The 19,340-nt window shown below is 42.1% G+C and carries 18 protein-coding genes; 13 read left to right on the top strand and 5 right to left on the bottom strand.

All coding sequences use genetic code 11. The features are described 5' to 3' along the window. Window positions 1-29 precede the first annotated feature (29 nt). Window positions 30-746, top strand: coding sequence for a Crp/Fnr family transcriptional regulator (locus BV372_RS06980; RefSeq protein ID WP_256973105.1), 717 nt, complete (start codon window positions 30-32; stop codon window positions 744-746). A gap of 132 nt (window positions 747-878) precedes the next feature. Then, on the top strand, window positions 879-2,087 hold the full coding sequence (locus tag BV372_RS06975) for a chromate transporter (protein WP_086685179.1): 1,209 nt from the start codon (window positions 879-881) through the stop codon (window positions 2,085-2,087). A 41-nt stretch (window positions 2,088-2,128) separates the two neighbouring features. On the opposite strand, the gene BV372_RS06970 is transcribed toward BV372_RS06975, so the two are convergent. Together BV372_RS06970 and BV372_RS36080 are read right to left on the bottom strand one after the other, a co-directional pair. Continuing rightward, complete coding sequence (locus BV372_RS06970; RefSeq protein WP_086685176.1) at window positions 2,129-2,848, bottom strand: DUF4157 domain-containing protein; 720 nt, start codon at window positions 2,846-2,848, stop codon at window positions 2,129-2,131. Window positions 2,849-2,950: 102 nt separating this feature from the next. Next, window positions 2,951-3,097, bottom strand: a complete 147-nt coding sequence (locus BV372_RS36080; RefSeq protein WP_179198004.1) for a hypothetical protein — start codon at window positions 3,095-3,097, stop codon at window positions 2,951-2,953. A 125-nt stretch (window positions 3,098-3,222) separates the two neighbouring features. On the opposite strand from BV372_RS36080, the gene BV372_RS06965 reads away from it, so the two are divergent. The 10 genes from BV372_RS06965 to BV372_RS06920 all read left to right on the top strand — a co-directional run bounded on the left by BV372_RS06965 (window position 3,223) and on the right by BV372_RS06920 (window position 15,489). Then, window positions 3,223-3,462 carry a hypothetical protein gene (locus BV372_RS06965; protein ID WP_086685173.1) on the top strand — a complete coding sequence of 80 codons (240 nt, stop codon included), beginning with the start codon at window positions 3,223-3,225 and terminating at the stop codon, window positions 3,460-3,462. Beyond that, the gene (locus BV372_RS06960; RefSeq protein ID WP_086685170.1) at window positions 3,462-3,986 is read left to right on the top strand and encodes a phage tail protein; all 525 of its coding nucleotides are present in this window, start codon (window positions 3,462-3,464) and stop codon (window positions 3,984-3,986) included. The genes BV372_RS06965 and BV372_RS06960 overlap by 1 nt, the downstream gene beginning before the upstream one ends. A 23-nt stretch (window positions 3,987-4,009) precedes the next feature. Next, entirely contained in the window at window positions 4,010-7,135 is a 3,126-nt protein-coding gene (locus BV372_RS06955; protein WP_086685167.1) for a hypothetical protein, read from the top strand. Window positions 7,136-7,337: 202 nt separating this feature from the next. Further along, complete coding sequence (locus BV372_RS06950; protein WP_086685164.1) at window positions 7,338-7,880, top strand: hypothetical protein; 543 nt, start codon at window positions 7,338-7,340, stop codon at window positions 7,878-7,880. Window positions 7,881-8,078: 198 nt separating this feature from the next. Then, window positions 8,079-9,824: a VgrG-related protein gene (locus BV372_RS06945; protein WP_086685161.1), complete on the top strand. Its 1,746-nt coding sequence runs from the start codon at window positions 8,079-8,081 to the stop codon at window positions 9,822-9,824. A gap of 45 nt (window positions 9,825-9,869) precedes the next feature. Further along, window positions 9,870-10,382 (top strand): PAAR domain-containing protein, encoded by a 513-nt coding sequence (locus BV372_RS36075; protein WP_179198003.1) that lies wholly within the window; start codon window positions 9,870-9,872, stop codon window positions 10,380-10,382. 177 nt (window positions 10,383-10,559) lie between these two features. Further along, entirely contained in the window at window positions 10,560-10,967 is a 408-nt protein-coding gene (locus BV372_RS06935; protein ID WP_086685158.1) for a GPW/gp25 family protein, read from the top strand. 2 nt (window positions 10,968-10,969) lie between these two features. Next, on the top strand, window positions 10,970-13,168 hold the full coding sequence (locus tag BV372_RS06930) for a putative baseplate assembly protein (protein WP_086685155.1): 2,199 nt from the start codon (window positions 10,970-10,972) through the stop codon (window positions 13,166-13,168). Between the two features lie 11 nt (window positions 13,169-13,179). Then, window positions 13,180-14,214, top strand: coding sequence for a phage tail protein (locus BV372_RS06925; protein ID WP_086685150.1), 1,035 nt, complete (start codon window positions 13,180-13,182; stop codon window positions 14,212-14,214). Between the two features lie 75 nt (window positions 14,215-14,289). Further along, the gene (locus BV372_RS06920) at window positions 14,290-15,489 is read left to right on the top strand and encodes a DUF4159 domain-containing protein (RefSeq protein WP_086685147.1); all 1,200 of its coding nucleotides are present in this window, start codon (window positions 14,290-14,292) and stop codon (window positions 15,487-15,489) included. A gap of 252 nt (window positions 15,490-15,741) precedes the next feature. On the opposite strand, the gene BV372_RS06915 is transcribed toward BV372_RS06920, so the two are convergent. From BV372_RS06915 to BV372_RS06905, 3 genes are all read right to left on the bottom strand, one after another. Then, window positions 15,742-16,725 carry an SRPBCC family protein gene (locus BV372_RS06915; RefSeq protein WP_086685144.1) on the bottom strand — a complete coding sequence of 328 codons (984 nt, stop codon included), beginning with the start codon at window positions 16,723-16,725 and terminating at the stop codon, window positions 15,742-15,744. Window positions 16,726-16,754: 29 nt separating this feature from the next. Further along, window positions 16,755-17,105: a helix-turn-helix transcriptional regulator gene (locus BV372_RS06910; RefSeq protein WP_086685141.1), complete on the bottom strand. Its 351-nt coding sequence runs from the start codon at window positions 17,103-17,105 to the stop codon at window positions 16,755-16,757. A gap of 367 nt (window positions 17,106-17,472) precedes the next feature. Further along, complete coding sequence (locus tag BV372_RS06905) at window positions 17,473-18,351, bottom strand: STM4011 family radical SAM protein (protein ID WP_086685138.1); 879 nt, start codon at window positions 18,349-18,351, stop codon at window positions 17,473-17,475. A gap of 244 nt (window positions 18,352-18,595) precedes the next feature. Here BV372_RS06905 and BV372_RS06900 point away from each other — a divergent pair. Next, a partial coding sequence (locus tag BV372_RS06900) for a transposase (protein ID WP_086685272.1) occupies window positions 18,596-19,340 on the top strand: 745 nt, incomplete at its 3' end.

Here is a 19,340-nt window from a genome sequence, read left to right as displayed (position 1 = left end):
TTGATTTTTGAATACCTACTGAGGCATCTATGATGACTACCTATCAAGATGTACCAACACTTATACAAAATAGACTGCTTGCCAAATTAGCTCCTGATGAGCTAAAACGCTTGCATCCTCATCTGGAGATAGTCTCGCTCTCACTAGGCCAGGTGCTCATCTTGCCTAATGAGCCGATCTCTTTTGTCTATTTTCCGATTAACTCATTGCTCTCTGCGGTCACGGTGATGGAAGACGGCTCAACAGTCGAAGCCGGCTGTATCGGGCGTGAGGGGATGGCAGGTGTGTCAATACTTTTAGATACAAACACAACACCGATGCAGATCTTGGCACAAATCCCAGGACAAGCCGTGCGTGTCAAAGCTTCTATCATCAAACAGGCCTTCGACACTGGCGGCTCGCTGCAAAAGCTTCTCCACCGTTACATACATACATTTATTGTCCTTACTTCACAAAGCACAGCCTGCAACCGTCTTCATCATATAGAAGCAAGGCTGAGCCGCTGGTTGTTAATGAGCAGTGATGGTATAGATTCAGACTCACTTGCCCTCACCCAAGAATTTATGTCCACAATGCTTGGTGTTCGCCGTTCTGGAGTCAGCGAAACTGCTAGTAAACTTCAGAGCAGAGGCTTAATCTCTTACCACCGCGGACAGATACAGATTGTTGACAGAAAAAGCTTGGAAAAAACCGCTTGCGAATGTTATGGCGTAGTTAAGGCAGAATACAAGCGCTTGTTTGATTAAGGTACAACTCAGTTTCTTCGATGCCGCTGATTGCCAAGATGCGCAGAGATGAAATTCTAAAATATAGGATTTCGTTATCGGATTTCGATATATTATTTCTGTCAATGCCTTGACAGAATCAGGAGAATCACAGTGACGCAGGAAACTGAGGGTATCCAAGGAGAGCCTTCCTATAACGCTCTGACTCGCAGCCAGCAGCAGCAGCGATTAATCGAACTGGCAAGGGTGTTTTTGCGACTAGGGACGATCGCCTTTGGTGGCCCTGCTGCTCACATCGCCATGATGGACAATGAGCTAGTGAATCGCCGTCAGTGGATGAGCCGGGAGAAACTGCTAGACCTGCTGGGGGTCACAAATTTGATTCCAGGACCCAACTCAACAGAATTAGCCATTCACATTGGTTACGAACGAGGCGGATGGCGTGGTTTACTAATTGCAGGAAGCTGCTTTATTCTGCCTGCTATGCTCATCGTTTGGACGCTAGCAGCAATTTACGATCGCTACCAGACAGTGCCGCAGGTGGAATGGCTGCTTTATGGTATCAAGCCTGTGATTATTGCAATTGTGCTGCAAGCTGTGTGGAATTTAGGTAAAAAGGCAGCCAAAGACTTGCCAACGATTATTGCCGGGGTGGCGGCGATCGCTGCCTACTTTGCGGGATTGAATGAAATTTTGGTGCTGATTTTACTAGGTATCGCCGTCATGCTAGTAAAGAATTGGCATAGAGGACACACAACTGGGGCATTCCTCTTACCTTTCTCAGGTGTTTTGGCACAGGTTGGTAGTACAGCCGCCGCAGTCACATCAGTCAGTTGGGTCAGCGTCTTTCTATTCTTTCTCAAGATTGGGTGTGTTCTTTATGGTAGTGGTTATGTGTTGCTGGCGTTCCTACAACGGGATTTAGTCGAGCGTAATCATTGGTTGACCTCACAGCAGTTATTGGATGCTGTGGCAATTGGGCAGTTTACACCTGGCCCTGTTTTCACCACCGCAACATTCATTGGGTATTTGCTGGCAGGAAATGCTGGGGCGATCGCTGGTACAATTGGAATTTTCTTACCAGCTTTTGTCTTGGTATGGGTAGTTAACCCTTGGGTTTCTAAGTTGCGCCAATCTCCTTGGGCTAGCGGATTTCTCGATGGTGTGAATGCGGCTTCTATGGGATTAATGGCAGGAGTCACCTACACCTTGGGACGAGCTGCACTGGTAGATTGGTTAACAATTATTGTGGCAATTGTCAGTGCGATCGCAGTGTTCCGATTCAAAATCAATTCTGCTTGGTTAGTCTTGGCAGGAGGCGCGATCGGACTCGGCTCACATATATTAGGATTCATTGGCTGATTGCTAAATTATGTAAACCTGCACTTGAGATTTACAGGCTCCTAATGATTTTGCTGCACAACGTGGGTCAATTCATGGGCGAGTAACTCTTTACCTGCGTTACTTTCAGGAGCATATTCACCCTGACGGAAGAAGATATCTTGCTTGGTAGTGAAGGCGCGGGCTTGAATAGATTGGTTCATCTGGTCGGAGCGAGTATCGTTGTGAACTTTGACGCCACTGAAATCAACCCCAAATGCTTGCTCCATTGGTTGTCGGATATTATCTGCAAGTGGTTGTCCACTTCCCCGTGCTTGTTGAATAGAAGTTTCTAAATTAGATGAGGCTTCTGTTCCATCTCCACTAGATTTAGCCTGTATTTCATCTTCTGGTAGTTCTTGTCGTTGCACTAAGGGAGTGATGGCATCTCCTACAGATTTCATTTGCAGTTCATCCTCATCTTCTTCTAGCGTTGCTTCCCGTTGGATAGACTGTTGATTGGCAGGTTCGCTCACACTCTGCATTACCTGCTGTGCAACTCTATCCGCTTCTTGCTCGTAAATATCTCCTGGCTGGCTAACTGTGAGTTTTGTTTGTGGTCGCAGTGATATTCGGCTAATGTCATGACTGAGGGGTTGGCTGTGAGATTGCACCTCAGTCACAGCTTGGGGCGAAGCTTCAGACGATTGTAAACCGAAGCCACGTTTTGGTTGCCTGAGAGTAGGTATTGACACAGGCGTAGTGTCAGCCTTCTGGTGTTGGGCTAATATGCGTTCTTTCATTTTTTCTCCTAATGCCCCAGCAAGCAAACTTTTTACCAGTAGAGATAAGGATACTGCGTAGCCGCGGAGCGGTGTTAGCGCAGCGGTAGCGACGTAGGAGCGTCAGCAGTGCGTTGGACGGGTTTCCCGGCTTGTTCGCTGAAAGCGTTCCCGCAGGGTAGCAACTGCTGTTAGCGTAGCGGTAGCGACGTTCGCGTAGCGTCTCCCCTTGGGAGAAGGAGCGTCACCCGAAGGGTTTGTCGCAGACATCGCATTTATCAAACTATTCTGCCAAAGTCTAAATTAGGCGAAACTTAAGTTCGACTTTTGGCTAGTGTTGATTCTGATGCACTACCTTTAGCCTTGATTTTAGGACAGATTTTTTATTTTTAGTTATGGACTCAGAAGGAAAGCAAACTTTTTTTACACCTGTTGGAGAAGTTGGGGGTAGTGTTGGTTACGCGGGGTTGTCAGTCACCTCTAACCCTAGCCAAGCAGCTAAAGCGGCCGATAAGTACCTCAAAGACTCATTGCTTTTGAACAAGCTCACCGAGCGTGTATATGAACTGTTGCTTGAAGACTTGCGTTACCAGCGCGAAAGGTTCAATAACTATAATCATCAAAGGTGGTTGTAATGGCTGAAAGTAATAATAACGGCAACATTTCTCATGAGCTAAAGTATGTCACTACCAATCATTTCTATGTAGAAATAGATAGTTCTATTGCTGCGTCTTTTACTGAATGCTCTGGGCTAAGTTTGCAAATGAAGAAAAATGTTTTTTTTGAAGGAGGTGTTAACGACCAGCAAAGAATTTATTTAGGGCATACAGAATTTGCCGATGTCACTCTTAAACGAGGTGTTACTGACCACCCTGGTTTTTGGAACTGGATTAATGCAGTATTTGATGAGAATAAAGCCACAACTCGACGTAATGTCAATATTCTGGTTTTTAATCAAGGTGGCGAAACTATGATGAGTTGGACATTGATTGGTGCTATTCCTATATCTTGGAAAACACCAACATTACAAGCAGATGGTAATGCAGTTGCTATAGAAGAATTAACTTTAGCTTATGAAGGTTTGCAATTAGGCAAAGCAAAAGGAGGAGGCAATCCACAAATGCGAGAGAAGAAGTCAGGATTCTTCTTATCTCATTAATTTAGCATTTTCCGACTATAACTATGCACATCATTCAACCAGTACTAGGAACTAAAGTAGAACCTCTTGGGGTAAGAAAACCTCTAGGTTATTTTAATAGACTTTTATCAAGAAAAGAGTCCAGTTCTCTGCATGGGCATAGCAATACGATTAAGCCTCTAGCAAATCATTTACCATTAGCCACCTACTCACAATTTTTACTATCTCATGACAATCAAGCATTCAGTGACTCATTCATAGATGGCAATAGTCCTGAACCTGAGTATATTAATGCTGATTTTCCATTAATTCAATTTGATACTGTCGATTCATTTATAGAAGATAGTAATAACTATAATAACGAAAATATACAAAGTGATATCCCAAATACATTATTTATCCAGAACGCCAATAACACAAATAATATTACGCCAGAATTAAACATTAAAGCTAAGTCAAAATCTAAAAAAACAGGTAAATCTCGTAGTTCTCAAGCAAAATCAAAAGCTAAATCCCAAAAAAATGTCGACTCATCTGCAAATGATAATTTAAATAGGCAGATTGATGAAATTCCTATTATTAATAATTTTAACGATGTCGGTTTACTCAATCTAGATACTCCTCCAGTTGCCGTTGCTAATATTGAAAATTATCAAGCCTCTACATCACAATCAAATATTGTTGTAGATAACAGTAAAGATGATAACAATTATGTTGGCATTACTCCTATTGATAGCTTGGTAAATTCGCCTATTGTTGACGCTCAATCTGTCTTAATTGATGATTTTGTTAGTGATGAAACACAAGTACTTAGTGAGTTGGCAACAATAGTTAATGCTGCTAATATCCCTGAAAGCATAATGCTATCGCCACAAAAAACTGCGTTAGAAACTATTGCCAGTGATTCACCGAAAACTTCATCAATAGAGCCTCATGTAATTAAAAAATATGATATATTCACTCTTTTGGGTAACTTAAATAATAGCGAAAAGACTGTGGTAGATGAAGCGTCACAAGCTGTTGATGTTTCAGATATTTCAATTAGTCTAACTTCACCACAACCGGAGGTAGTTACTAATCCAAATAGCCTCAGACAAGAAAAGGTATTCTCTCCACAACAGCAGGAAGGTTTCCCGCATAAAATTAGTAATTTTGAGGAAGTTACAGGCATTGCAACTGACTTAATATCAAATAGCCTTCCAGATAGAAATTCTTTATCCGATACTACTCCAGCTAGCGTTGAAGACGCGCCTAATTTATTCCGTGATTTGGCAAATGAAGAACAGCCTTTAGTCTCCGAAATATCATCTGCTATACCCAGCCTTGAATCTTCAACCACAGTTAATTCTTTAGGTGCGGGAAATACCCCAACTGTAAGCACATCTGAGATTATCAGCAGTCAGACTACAGGAAATTTACCTGTTCAATTAGCACCTACCTCACCTGTAATTGCAGATAACTCGATAGTAGCTTCGGAATTACAATCTGCTTCGGTTAATTTTGTGGATACGTCAGAAAATGTGACTCCCGTGCAAACTGACAGCGTCAGCAATATACCCTTTGAGTTAACGCCAATCTCACCTGTAATTGTAGATAACCCGATAGTCACTTCAGAATCACAGTCTGCTTCGGTTAATTTTGTGGATGTGTCAGAAAATGTGACTCCCGTACAAACTGACAGCACCAACAATGTAAGCATTCAACTAACACCAACCTCACCTGTAATTGTAGATAACCCGATAGTCACTTCAGAATTACAGCCTGCTTCGGTTAATTGTGTGGATGCGTCAGAAAATGTGACTCTTCTGCAAACTGACAGCATCAGCAATATACCCTTTGAGTTAGCGCCAACCTCACCTGTAATTGCAAATAACCCGATAGTCACTTCAGAATTACAGTCTGCTGAATCAGTTAATTTTGTGGATGTACCAGAAAGTGTGGTTTCATCGCCAGATGTCACTCAACCAAACAAAGAGATTCAGACTATTGTAACGCCGCCTGTATTGCGCGAAACTACGGAAGTGACTACACTAGATGCGGATGCGATGTCTGACGACAAGCCACTGCGTGTCTACGCATCTGAAAATAACAAAGATAATACATCAGTAACATCTGCGATCGCAGATGTTACTTCACCAAATTTTACATCAACATCGAGTATTTTACCGATAGTTGTTAATCAAGAACAAGCTATAGAGCCAGATTTTCCATCTGTGGTTAAAAGCTTGATGAACACCTCTGATACTTCAGAGACTCAGACTTTCACAGCAATTGAGCAAAACACCGTCTTAGATAATTTACCAGTACCTCAGGGTTTTGCCACAGGTGGACAAGTAACACAGTCTTCAGTCGAAAATCCGCAGATAGCATCTTCAGATACTGTACCTGCTATGCTCACACCTGGGGAGTTTGTAATTAATGCTAATGATGCCCAAAAAAATCTTCACATACTGCGGCATATCAATACAGGTGGGACACCAGAAGATATCATAGTTCCTAGTTTAGAAATATCTACTGAACAGACTCCGACTAAAGTCGATTCTTTTGATGGCATTTCATTACAGCGTCAAAACTCTGATAGTCGTGCAGCTGAAGAATCTAACTCGTTAATTCCTTCTTCATTAGGGACAGAAATTGGTAAGCAAAGGCTTTTCTCACATAGTTCTTTGCAACTTAATACTGTAGAAAATAAAGCCACTACGGGGAATAAATCTTCTCCTCATTACTCATTACCCACATTAATTTTCCGCAAACCGAGTGCTAATACTAACACATCTTATGACACACCCACCCAATGGTCGAGTGTGGAACAATTACTAAATGGAAGCAACGATCCATTTACATCTTTTAATTTTAGTGGTGGAGAATCTAATCGGCAAAATTCAGAATATTCTCAAGCTTCACAATCATCACAATCAACACAAGTTTTTACTAAAAGTCTAACTTCACCGAAAGGCTTTGCTAATGGCGGAGAAGTCACAGCACCCGATATAGCTAGTGATATAGAACCAATAACGGAAACTATACAAAGTCCATCTGCTGCTATTCCAGAAGCTGATGAATCTGGAAACCTGGAAGCTTTAGCTTATGAAATATATAACAGATTACGGCAACGAATAGAAGTTGAGCGAGAGCGTCAAGGTATCTATTTAGGTCGTTTACCTTGGTAAATTTTGAGGTAGGAAGTATATAAGAAAAATCATATTATGTCTGATAAATTACCTTTCATTCCCGACGAACGTCACCCCCAACCCATCCCCGCAGGCGGAGTGGAGTGTTTTTATTATTATCAATTTGATAGGCATGATATAAAGTTCCTTATAATCTGACTTTACTGATGCCGAGTTGCTGAATTATAGGAAAAATACACAAATGGCTAGTCAAACAATTGTTATTCCCCAAAAGAAAAATCCCCAACTAGAGAAAGCTAAACTCGTAGCTTATAACGGTGAAGCAACAGATATTGTATTGATGTTTAACCCTACAGATATTACTTTTTCTCGGAAAGTTGATTGGGAAAGCAAACCCGGTAATAGGAGTACTACTTTACTTCCTAAGGTTAACTTTGCGGGACTTCAGCCTTATATGTTCACGCTTAAACAGCTACTATTCGATACTTATGAAACTAAAGAATCAGTAATGGATTATATAAAGATTATTAGACAAGGGGTAGAAACTATTGAGAACAAACCAGACAAACGTCCACCTGTTTATATATTTAGGTGGCGAACAGATTATCACTATTGTGTAATGACGAATCTCAGCTACACATTAAATATGTTTTTGACTGATGGAACACCAGTCAGAGCACTGGTAGATATATCTTTACAACAAGTAGATGAACCTAATAGTCCTGGTGGGAACTTATCTACTCCTAAAGGACCGAACCGCCCGCTAGATAATAAAATTAAATAATGTGAATAAGTCCACCAATACCCTTGATCTGGTGGACAGTGTCCAACGCCAGTTACTCCACTTGGGGAGACCCCTGCGTACTCGTCACTGGCTCCCCTACATATATTTCAAAAATAAACTATAAATATTGTGTATTTATTTACACATATTTACTGAATCAAAGCATTGTTACAAATTGAATATTCTAATTTGTTACTTATGTCTAACCAAAGTCTTTATTTAAGCGAACCTAAAATAGTGTTAGGAGAACAAGCTGCTCCTCCTGAGCTAATCAAAGATTTCTTGCAAATAACTATAGAAGAAAGCTTGCATTTGCCGTCTATGTTTACGATGGTAGTACATAATAGCTATATTCCTGCTGCTGATAATAATCGTACAGATTACAAACCTTGGCGACATGAACACTTTTTTGAAATTGGCAAAAAAGTCAAGTTAGGTTTTATTTCCAGTACTACCCAAGATCAGAATTTTAAAAAAGAATTGAATGATTTTTTAATTGAAGGTGAAATTACAGCAATGGAAGTTCATTTCAATGAAAAATCTGAAGCTCATATGATTATCCGCGGTTATGATATCTCACATAGGCTCCACAGAGGTCGTTATAATCGTTCTTTTTTAAATAAAACTGATAGCGATATCGTTAAGCAAATAGCTTCAGAAGTAGGAATAAAAATTGGGAAACTAGACCCCAGTGGCGAAGTTCATGAATATGTCTTTCAAGAAAACCAAACTAATATGGAGTTTTTGCGAGAACGGGCTGCTCGCATTGGTTTTGAACTATTTATTCAGAGCGATGAATTATATTTTCGCAAACCAGAAAGTAAAGAGTCTCTAGAACTAAAATGGCTAGTTGATATTAGTAAATTTAGTACCCGTGTTACCAGTGCGGAACAGGTGAGTGCGGTAGAAGTGCGTGGTTGGGACTATACCCAGAAAAAAGCGATCGCTTCCACAGCTAAAGCAGAAACGGTAATAACTGACACAGGAAATAAAAAAGGTAGCAGTAGTAGTACTAAATTCTCCAACATCAAGCAGCCAAAAATGACAGTTGTCGATCAACCAATTGCTAGCACGACACAAGCACAGAAGATGGCGCAGGCTTTGTGTGATGAACTCGGAGGAGAATTTGTTTATGCAGATGCTAAAGCTGTAGGTAATCCTCAAGTCCGACCTGGGAAAGTGATTAAGCTTACAGGTATGGGCGATCGCTATAGTGGTAAATATTATGTGACCGAAACGCGCCATTTCTACACTCAGCGAGTTTATACCACAGAATTCAGCATCCGGGGGTTAAGGGCTGGGAACTTATTCACCACTCTATCTTCACAAACTCGCCTCCAGCCTGGTCAAACTTTTTTAGTCGGAATTGTCACCGATAACAAAGACCCCAAGGGATGGGGGAGAGTAAAAGTCAAATTCCCCACTCTCACAGAAGAACACGCTAGCAATTGGGCTAGAGTAGTGGCGTTGGGAGCTGCAAATCAACGAGGATTTGACTGTTTACCAGAAGTAAACGATGAAGTTTTAGTTGGTTTTGAACATGGTGATATTCATCGCCCTTATGTATTGGGCGGCGTATGGAACGGTAAAGACGCGCCACCGGAAGCAGTGGATGATACAGTTGTGGGCGGAAAAGTCCGATTACGCACCGTCAAAACCCGTACAGGGCACACCTTGCAGTTTGTCGAAGAAGATAAAGGTAGCAGTAAAGCAGGGGTGCGCGTCCAAACCAAAGGAGGTCACAAAATTTATCTCAACGATAGCGATCGCTGTATAGAAATTGAAACCAAAGGCGGCCATAAAATCAAAATGGACGATAAAGGTAGAGCCAAAATTTCAGTAGAATCCACAGGCGATTTGTCATTAGATGCTCCTAGAGGCAACATCGATATTTCCGCAGGTATGAATGTGACCGTTAAAGGTACGCTGATTCGTTTGAATTAAGATTTTTTATCTCACGCAAAGGCGCAGAGGCGCAAAGAATCGATTATGACCGGAAGAGCAGCAGCAAGAATTACTGACTCTGTAGCACATCCCTTACCGCCAGTTCTCTCACCAGGGCCAGGTAGTAACAATGTGTTAATTGGGAATTTACCAGCTTGGCGGGGTATACCGGCGGCGGCGGTACCTGCATTGCAGTCTGCAAAGCAAGCCGCTGATATAGCTATCCAAGCGGCTGAGGCTGCGACCGCCGCCGCCGCAGGAACACCAGGGGCCCCTGCTGCCTACGCAGCTGAACAAGCTACAAAAGCATCTTTGGGAGCTAGTATGAGTAGCATGATCTCCACAGCCGCTGCTGCTGCTATCCCTGGTGCTGATATTCATCAATGTACCACTCCCTTACCTCTACCTCCCCACGGGCCTGGTGTTGTGATTGACGGTAGTCAGACAGTACTAATTAACGGACTGCCTGCTTCTCGTATGGGTGACACTGTTTTGGAAGCATTAGGCCCACCTAATAAAATTACCAAAGGTGAAATGACTGTTTTGATTGGGGGCTGAGGGAAGGGAGGCAGAGGGTAGAAGGGGGATAAAGGAGTGTGGGGAGTGTGGGGAGACAAGGGGGAAGTAAATAATAAGTCTTGCCTCCTGCCTTCTCATCTCGACCTTTGGCGAATAGGCTTAAATCTGCTGTGCCGATATCTTTGAAAGTATAGATATCACAGCCATATAACAACTATGGTTTATGGTCAGCAACGAGATTATTTAGGAACAGGTTGGGCTTTCCCCTTGCGCTTGAGTTTGCAAGGTGGGATACAACTCAGCAGTGAAGCGCAAAAAGTTAAAGAATCTATTTGGATTATTCTTCGCACTGGAGTCGGTGAAAGGGTTTATCGCCCGAATTTTGGGTCGCGCTTGTCGGAATTGGCATTTGCACCCATGAATAACGACACTCTACTGCAAATTCGTATTTATGTTTTAGAAGCGCTGGAAGTTTGGGAACCACGCATTATTGTCGATCAAGTGATAACTGAACCCGACCCTGTACGTGGCAGAGTAGACATCAATATTAATTATCGACTTAAAGACAGTCCTAATATTCACAGCTTTGTTTATCCTTACTATTTAATGTCGGCTGGGGAGTAACTGTGAAATTTGATTTTTTACCGCAATTACCATCTTCCAACTTAGACGATCGCACCTTTGATGATTTGGTCGAAGAGTGTACGATGCGTATCCCGCGCTACTGTCCTGAGTGGACAGACCACAACCTCAGCGATCCGGGGATGACGCTAATTGAGTTATTTGCTTGGTTAACTGACCAGATGTTGCTCAGGTTTAACCAAGTACCAAGAAAAAATTATGTAGCTTTTTTAGAATTATTGGGCATTCGCCTCCAACCCCCCGCCCCAGCACATACAGAATTAACTTTTTATTTAAGTTCTGACCTGCCTGAAGCTTATACGATTCCTACAGGAATTGAAGTCTCAACTATCCGCACCGAAACAACACCAGCGATTACTTTTAGTACAGATTCGCCTTTAATTATTGGTAAACCTCGGTTACAGCATTTCCTTACAGCCCAAACTGTCGAAGATATTCCCCAATCTCTGCGAGAACGGCTCTCGAATATCTGGACTCGTCAGCCTAGCGGTTACTGGACTGGTAGCGAACAACCTGTATTTAACGAGCAACCGCAAGCTGGTAACTGCTTTTATCTAGTAATTAATTCTGATGATCCTCTAGATGGTAATGTCCTGGAAGTAACTATCCAAGGGGCGGCGGCTACCCCTACAGGTATCGATCCCAATCATCCACCCCGAAAATGGGAAGCTTGGGACGGACAAGATTGGCAGCCAGTGTTAATGAAAGAGTCAGACGACCAAACGCGGGGTTTCAGTTTTTACGAAATTACCCAACAGGGAGGAAATCCGGCTCAAGGTGCAGATGTGCAGCTACATTTACCGCAATCTTGGCCTGTGACTACTTTTACTGCTTACCGAGGACGCTGGTTGCGTTGTAGCTTTACCAGCCCAGAAGCAAATCAAGAAGGTTACAGTCGTCCGCCACGCATTACGGGTTTAGCGGTGCGATCAATTGGCGGTACAGTTAGAGCGAGTCACAGTACCTTGCTTCAAGATGAACGCTTAGGGATTAGTAACGGTACACCCGGACAAACCTTTCAATTACAAGCGCCACCGATTTTAGAACGTCGAGAAACTGAGTACATCATTGTTACTCCTCCTGGTGGCTTACCGCAAACTTGGCGTGAGGTGCGAGATTTTGCCGATTCTACTCCCCAAGACCGTCACTATATTATTGATTCGCTCACTGGTGTAGTCCAGTTTGGGCCGTTAATTCGGGAACCAGGTCAACTGCAACGCCAAACACAAGTGCGATCGCGTATTCAGCAGCCAAGAACAGAAGACACCGTAGTGCAAGTTAGTGATATTGAAAACGCACTTGAACACCAATACGGTGCAGTTCCTCCACGTGGCTCCGAGATTAGAATCCTCGCTTACCGCACAGGTGGAGGCAGAGAGGGCAATGTCCAAATTGGCTCGCTCCAGTTTTTGAAGTCGGCTGTTCCCTACGTAGCCAGTGTCACAAATTACAAAGCTGCCATTAACGGTGCTGATGCCGAATCTCTAGAACAAGCGGTGATGAAGGCTCCCCGAATTCTTCGCACCCGCGATCGCGCTGTGACTGCGGAAGACTTTGAGGTGTTAGCGCAGCAAGCTGGTGCAGGTGCGATCGCGCGTGTGCGGTGTTTATCTGCGCTTTCCAGTGCCCAAGCGGGTACAGTGAGTTTACTTGTAGTTCCGCAAGCTAATACAGATGCGATCGCCCAAGGCGAAGGTATCGCACCAGAACAATTTGCCCTCAGTCCCGCACTGCAAGAGCGAGTTTTACAATACTTAGACGAAAGAAAGTTATTAGGAGTACAAGTCAGGCTCCTAGAACCAGATTATGTTGGTGTTTCTGTCCAAACAGAAGTAATTCTCGAACCTGCTTATGACAACCCCCTAGCTAGGGCAGAAATTCTCCGCAACTTAAGAATTTCTCTGTATAAATATTTAAATCCCCTCACTGGAGGCAATGAAGGTAAAGGTTGGCCCTTTGGGCGACCCGTTTATACCTCAGATATTATCGCCTTAATGCAACAAACCCCAGGCGTGCGTTATTTAGGCCCAGTTTTGCTGTTTCCCATCCGCAAGCAAGGAGAAAGCTGGAGACGACAACCATCACCAGAACAGTTAATTGATCCAGGAGTGCAAGGTTTAGTCTGTTCCTGGTTTGATTCTAATCTGCGTTCCGGTCATGACATCCAAATCATCACTCGCTGAGGGAAAAGTTTATGGTTCAAAGCCGTTATAGCCCAGCCATCGGCATTCAATTAACCCCAATGCAAATTCCCGAAGCTGTACCTGGGGCAGGTTTAGCATTTGCTGGGCCAGAGGGTATAGATGAAGCAGGGCATAGTTTGCTTTTGCATCCAGGGCAACCCAGCGAGATGATTGTCCAAATAAAAAACTTGGAAGAACGCCCCTTGCGACTGAGTTTAAAAGTAGAAGGCGAATTTCCAGCCCAGTGGTGCCAAATTGGTGGTACAGAAGGTAGCGAAATTCCGCCAGGGGGACAGATGAATGCAGTGTTATATTTCACTGTTCCCGCAACATTTTTTGAAGATCAGCAAGCGATTCTCCCAGGGAAAAAAGATAAATTAACTCTTAACTTTCGCAGTCTAGTACTTGTCAATATCGACCCTGGGACAGAACGAGAACAAATCCAGCAAAGTGAGACATTTAATTTATATATTCGTCCTTACAGTGCCTACATGGAGTTTTTGCCAGTTCTATATCGAGAAGTAGACTTTATTGGTCGCTTCATCAAGGTATTTGAACAAGCTTATCAACCTGCAATTGATAGCTTTAACGTCATGTGGGCAAACCTCGATCCCTTGACAGCACCACGAGCAATACTACCGTTTTTAGCCCACTGGGTAGCTTGGCAAGTAGATTCCGTTTGGAATCTTGACCAACAACGTCGTTTAATTAGCCGTGCAGTAGAAATTTATCGCTGGCGAGGAACTCGTAAAGGATTACGTCTTTACTTACATCTTTATACAGGTCTACCTTTAGACGACGATCTACCTAACGAAGCTGATAAACATATTAGTATTACAGAACCATTTGGTCCAAGTTTTATCTTAGGCGATGCCCAAATTGGTAGCGCAGTTTTAGCAGGTGGACAAGCATATCACTTTGTAGTTCGCTTACGTAGAAATAACTCTCATAACAACATTAATGAACAACTAGTAAGAAAAATTATTGAACAAGAAAAACCTGCTTTTTGTACTTATGAATTATTGATAGAAAATCAAAATAATTAAAGTTTGGTGGCAATGCCCACCCTACAAATTTTTAAATTTATTTTCACAATCTAAAATCCAAAATCTAAAATTGAGATGACCCATCCATTTCCACCACCACATATCAAATCCTTTGAACGTCTGCAAGCATCAGATGGATTACTCATTAATGCAGAACGCTGGAGTAAAGCTCATGATTACCATCGGCTGCGACAAAATACTCACTATCAATGCTTAAACCAACCAGGGATTGTCTGCGGTTTAGGCGTTAGAGTTATTTCTGCGCCCCGCCAAGTAGAAGCTAAATATCGAGATGGGCGCTGGGTACAAATTCAACCAGGAATTGCCATTGATGTAGCAGGAAATCTAATTGTCGTGCCTAAAGCGTATGACTTTCCCATTGATTTAGAAGTAGCAAGTTCTGAACCAGCTACCATTTACTTAGTAGTAAGTTATGTAGATCCTGATGAATTACGACGTGGACAACCAAGAGATATTGTCCAAGAAACATATCGCATTGACCAAAAAAATTCCACACTAGAAGGTTCAGAAATAGAACTGTGTCGCATACTTTTGCAACCAGGACAAAATGCCATTAGCCTACCAGCGGATGTTTTCTTTCCTGGTTATCAAAATATTGATTTACGTTACCGCCGTCATGCACAAGCACGGCCCCAAACAAATGTGGCGATCGCGCAGGTAAATCATAGCGATTCTGAATGTGCCCGGAATTTTTTCAACCTCTCATATTTACTGCAATCAATCGAACCTCTATACCCGTCTTTACGCGGCATTGATGAGCCAGGACAAGTTTCTTTAGGGGAAAATATCCAGGACTACGACTTACTTTATTTAACAGGCCAGCAGGCATTATCTTTTAATAGTATTGAATTTGAATCACTAAAAAATTATTTAAATGCTGGTGGGATACTTTTAGTTGATGCACCTCAAGATGCTAACTCTCTGATTGATAGTACTCACGCCTTAGCACAGCAATTAGAAAATCCCTTAAGACCTTTAGAAGAGTTACAAAGAAGTCATCCTTTAAGAACTAAACCCTTCTTATTTGCTGCTTTGCCAATTATTAATCAACATTTAATTCGACTGTTAATTGGAGGCGGAATTATTTTAGTAATTGGTGATTTAGCTACTGCTTGGGGATTAGATAGAGAATTAAATTTACCCAGATTGACAATTCGTACAGCCCAGGAATTGGGAATTAATATTCTGCACTATGCTTGGAAGCGGCGACAGTTCATTGGCTTGCAACAAGAAGATGATTTAGGAAAGTGGTAATTAGGAGATGCTAAAGGAGATTTTATTACCAACAATCACCCAGTACATGCCATCTAGCCACACCAACCCAAAATTGCCAGGTAATGCCAAGCTGGGGGAGAGGAAAGTATAGGGGGAGAAAGAGTGTTTAGTTTAAATGTTACTTCTTAGCTGCAAGAGCCTCAAGAGCTTGTTGCCACCACGCGCTCGATTGCAGTTTCCTGTTCATTGTGCGGTTCGGTTATTATTGCCGAACCGCAGATTTTGTTGATGTCATCCCGTTGATTTGAGAAGTTCTTCAAAACGGTTTAGAGTCTGGCGTAATCCCTCTTCCATGCCAGATTGGAGATGCCCATCTCGTTGCTCTCTAGACTGGTGTAGGATGTGGATGTGCAGCGTCGTTTTGCCGTCAATTTCAGTCAGGGTTAGCGTATTTAGATGGTCGCTGTTAGGGACAGGCTCGTAGCGTTCGGTAGCAACTAAGCGTTCTGGTGGCACAATTTCACAGTACTCTCCTGAAAATGCGTGTTCAGTGCTGTTACTAGAGTCATGCAAGACATAGCGCCAATTACCACCCACGCGCAGGTCAATTTCGCAAACAGTCATTGTCATAGTGCTACAACCCCCAAACCAGCGCTTAACGTGTTCAGGTTGAGTCCATGCCTCATAGACTTGCCTACGTGGAGCATTAAAGATGCGAGTCACGACGATTTCTCGATCTGATGGCAACGTTAGGGTGAAACCATTGTGCTGCTGTTTTACTTGCTTTGCCAGGAATTCGTCGAGGCAATCGAAACTAGAGTTCCACCCAGCAATAACACCCATCTGTTCATGCTTGCGGCGATCGCTTGCAGATGTGTGAAGAATTTGGAGAGTGAGTTTAGTCTGTCCGTTCAACTCCTCAAACATCACTGTCATGATGATTCCTTGCGGCAAATCTGCGTTGATAACTTGTTCAAAGCCTTCATCAAATTCATCACTGCTAACAATCCGTTCTGGAGGCACGATTTCGTGGAAAACACCTTTAGCAGGGTACTCTGTGCCATCTGAGCCAACCATGACATACCGCCATTGACCACCTGGACGCAAATCTAGTTCAGTTACACGAGTTGTAAAGCCTTTTGGTCCCCACCATTGGGTAATGTGTTTTGGGTCTGTCCATGCCTGAAATACAAGTTCTCGCGGTGCATTGAAGATACGGGTAATGATAATCTCGCGTTCGGACTGAGCGGAAGTGGAGTCATTTTGTCTCAACATCTTGTTTCTCCTTAAGAAGGGAACGGAGTTTATGCTTCGCGATCGCGTTTCTTTTCCTCTGCTTGTAATTGTTGTAGATACTCGTCCAGACGATCCAAATTCTGTTCCCAGAATTGGCGATATTGCTCAATCCAATCTGCTGCATCCTTGAGTGGTTCTGCATCTAGTCGGCAGGGTCGCCACTGAGCCTCTCGACCCCTTGCGATCAATCCAGCACGCTCCAGCACCTTGAGATGTTTAGAAATGGCAGGTAGGCTCATCTCAAAGGGTTGGGCTAGTTCAGTTACCGATGCTTCGCCCTTAGCAAGATGAGCCAGGATTGCCCGCCGAGTAGGATCGGCAAGGGCGGCAAAGGTGACGCTCAATTGATCGGTGGACATTTAGATTGGAAGTATTTAACCGCGCAGTTAATTAACTACTAGGTTAAATGTACTAGTCTTGAATGTCAAGAGTTAATTAAGAGATCGTACTCAAATTTTCAACTTTGTTTGTAGGCACTGAGGACAACCAACTTAGCGTGCACTCTACTGTGAAACATGCCGTGCGCCACAACCTTCGGCGCAAGAAATAAAAAGGAACCACGTTCGCGTAGCGTCTCGCAGAGAAGACGCAAAGAACGCGAAGAAAGGAGATATAGAGAAAATTTGGCGTAGCTTCACAAAGGAACGGTATGAGAATTGCGATTGATTGCGAATAAGTTATCTTTAAGGTTCGGGATTCAATATTTAGATGCGTTTGCCCTGGATACTACCCTAGATTAGTATAATTTTTATTAACCCAATTATCAGGAATTCTTTCCAAAATCCCCGAACCAAACACCTTATTCATTTTTAAATATTCCAGATTAACGTAACCAATATGACAGTGACAAGTTTGGTTGGTACAAGGTTGATCCAACAAAGCGGCTTCCCAATCAAGATCATAGATATTACCAATTGGTGCTTTTATAAAATGACAGCGGCGCATTGTACCGTCACCATCAACAGAAATCGCTGATTTTCCAGCCTGACAAGAATGCCCAAAGCTGGGATAATGATGAGTATTTAATTCATATAATGGATCGATAGATTGGAAAAATTCTCTGTCTGCTGATGATAAATTAGAAAGTTCAGCTTTGACAGCATTAATCCACAAATATACGTGGCTTGGTAACTCGTGACGTAAAGCTGCTATTTCTGCTTTAAATTTGGCAAAACCAACAACTCCGACGCTAAATTTAACAGAGTTTTTGTCTAAATCTAGGCATTTTGCTAAAAAGCGATCACGTGACACCCATTCTGAATGAAAAGTTGCCCAAAGTGCCAATTTATCTTTATTACATTCGTCTACCCAATCTAGCTGACAAGAAAGATTAGTTTGAATTGCAGCCTTATTAACATTGGGCAAATGCGTTAATTTTATTAGTGCTTGCTGATACCAAGAATGGATTAAGGCTTCTCCCCAAGGGGTAAAGAGAATAGAAAATTGATGTTGGGAATTTTGGGAAATCCAATTGACAAACTTTTCTAAAGATTGTTTATCAATTCCTAATTCTGCAGCTGTTTGTTGGCGTTTAGCAAAAGGGCAATATTCACAACCGTAGTTGCAACTAATTAAAGAACCGCGATAAAGGATGGTGAGGTGCATATTAATTCATCAGGTTTTAACAATCAATTTAATATAATTAGATTTTTAGCCTGGATCAAAACAACAAATTGTAAGATAATAGTATGAGAATTTAGTTATCATTTAATCAATAAAGACAGTTTGAATGACTATTTAGATTTATATACTTACTATCCAAAAGTGTTGAATATTAAGAAAAATCGGATAAAAACAGCCCAAAATATGTTAAATTTTGGGCGAAACATTAAAGTATATCTATTTGATAGTGATTATAAATTCATTTCCCAAGATTGTCAAAGATATCCTGAGAGGACTGACAAAAAACGATTATCCAGTATTAAACAGTCGTCTGTTATTTGAGTGCTGGCTATCTTATGCTCTGGATAACAGCTTAACAAGTATGCGAGATTTGTTTAACAGATTAAACAACACAGGATTTGAGGTAGATATTTCTACTTTCTCAAAAGCAAACTTACATCGAAGCCAGAAACCTTTTCAAGAAATTTACCAAAAACTAAATGAATTAGTCCAGAATAAAGTTCAAAAAAAGTTACACGATAAATATGCAATTTGTCCAATAGATTCAACAATTATTACTCTCACCAGCAAATTGTTATGGGTACTAGGACACCATCAAGTAAAACTTTTTAGTTCTCTAAATCTAGCTACTGGAAGCCCATCAGATAACTTCATAAACTTTGGACATGACCATGATTATAAATTTGGTTATAAAATGATGTCTACTCTACCAATAAATGCTGTTGGGGTAATGGATAGGGGTTTCGCTGGATTAAAATTTGTCCAAGAATTAGTACAAGAAAATAAATATTTTATTTTGCGGATAAAAAACAATTGGAAACTAGAATTTGATGGCTCAAATGGGTTGGTAAAAGTTGGTGCATCTGATGATGCTCAAAGTTATAGAGTAATTAATTTTTGTGATTTAGAGACAAAAACCGAGTTTCGCTTAGTTACTAATTTACCAGCCTTGGGAGAGGCTGCCGTTAGCG

Source organism: Nostoc sp. T09 (assembly GCF_002154695.1).
GTDB lineage: Bacteria > Cyanobacteriota > Cyanobacteriia > Cyanobacteriales > Nostocaceae > Aulosira.
Note: the sequence above shows the minus strand (reverse complement) of the source record. Positions and strands in the feature narration are given on the sequence as shown.

Excerpts from the sequence above, each read along its gene's own strand:
- BV372_RS06915 (WP_086685144.1), bottom strand. The coding sequence starts at position 16,725 with ATGTTGAGACAAAATGACTCCACTTCCGCTCAGTCCGAACGCGAGATT.
- BV372_RS06960 (WP_086685170.1), top strand. The coding sequence starts at position 3,462 with ATGGCTGAAAGTAATAATAACGGCAACATTTCTCATGAGCTAAAGTAT.
- BV372_RS06910 (WP_086685141.1), bottom strand. The coding sequence starts at position 17,105 with ATGTCCACCGATCAATTGAGCGTCACCTTTGCCGCCCTTGCCGATCCT.
- BV372_RS06925 (WP_086685150.1), top strand. The coding sequence starts at position 13,180 with ATGGTTCAAAGCCGTTATAGCCCAGCCATCGGCATTCAATTAACCCCA.
- BV372_RS36080 (WP_179198004.1), bottom strand. The coding sequence starts at position 3,097 with ATGTCTGCGACAAACCCTTCGGGTGACGCTCCTTCTCCCAAGGGGAGA.
- BV372_RS06965 (WP_086685173.1), top strand. The coding sequence starts at position 3,223 with ATGGACTCAGAAGGAAAGCAAACTTTTTTTACACCTGTTGGAGAAGTT.
- BV372_RS36075 (WP_179198003.1), top strand. The coding sequence starts at position 9,870 with ATGACCGGAAGAGCAGCAGCAAGAATTACTGACTCTGTAGCACATCCC.
- BV372_RS06955 (WP_086685167.1), top strand. The coding sequence starts at position 4,010 with ATGCACATCATTCAACCAGTACTAGGAACTAAAGTAGAACCTCTTGGG.
- BV372_RS06970 (WP_086685176.1), bottom strand. The coding sequence starts at position 2,848 with ATGAAAGAACGCATATTAGCCCAACACCAGAAGGCTGACACTACGCCT.
- BV372_RS06905 (WP_086685138.1), bottom strand. The coding sequence starts at position 18,351 with ATGCACCTCACCATCCTTTATCGCGGTTCTTTAATTAGTTGCAACTAC.
- BV372_RS06920 (WP_086685147.1), top strand. The coding sequence starts at position 14,290 with ATGACCCATCCATTTCCACCACCACATATCAAATCCTTTGAACGTCTG.
- BV372_RS06935 (WP_086685158.1), top strand. The coding sequence starts at position 10,560 with ATGGTTTATGGTCAGCAACGAGATTATTTAGGAACAGGTTGGGCTTTC.
- BV372_RS06950 (WP_086685164.1), top strand. The coding sequence starts at position 7,338 with ATGGCTAGTCAAACAATTGTTATTCCCCAAAAGAAAAATCCCCAACTA.
- BV372_RS06945 (WP_086685161.1), top strand. The coding sequence starts at position 8,079 with ATGTCTAACCAAAGTCTTTATTTAAGCGAACCTAAAATAGTGTTAGGA.
- BV372_RS06980 (WP_256973105.1), top strand. The coding sequence starts at position 30 with ATGATGACTACCTATCAAGATGTACCAACACTTATACAAAATAGACTG.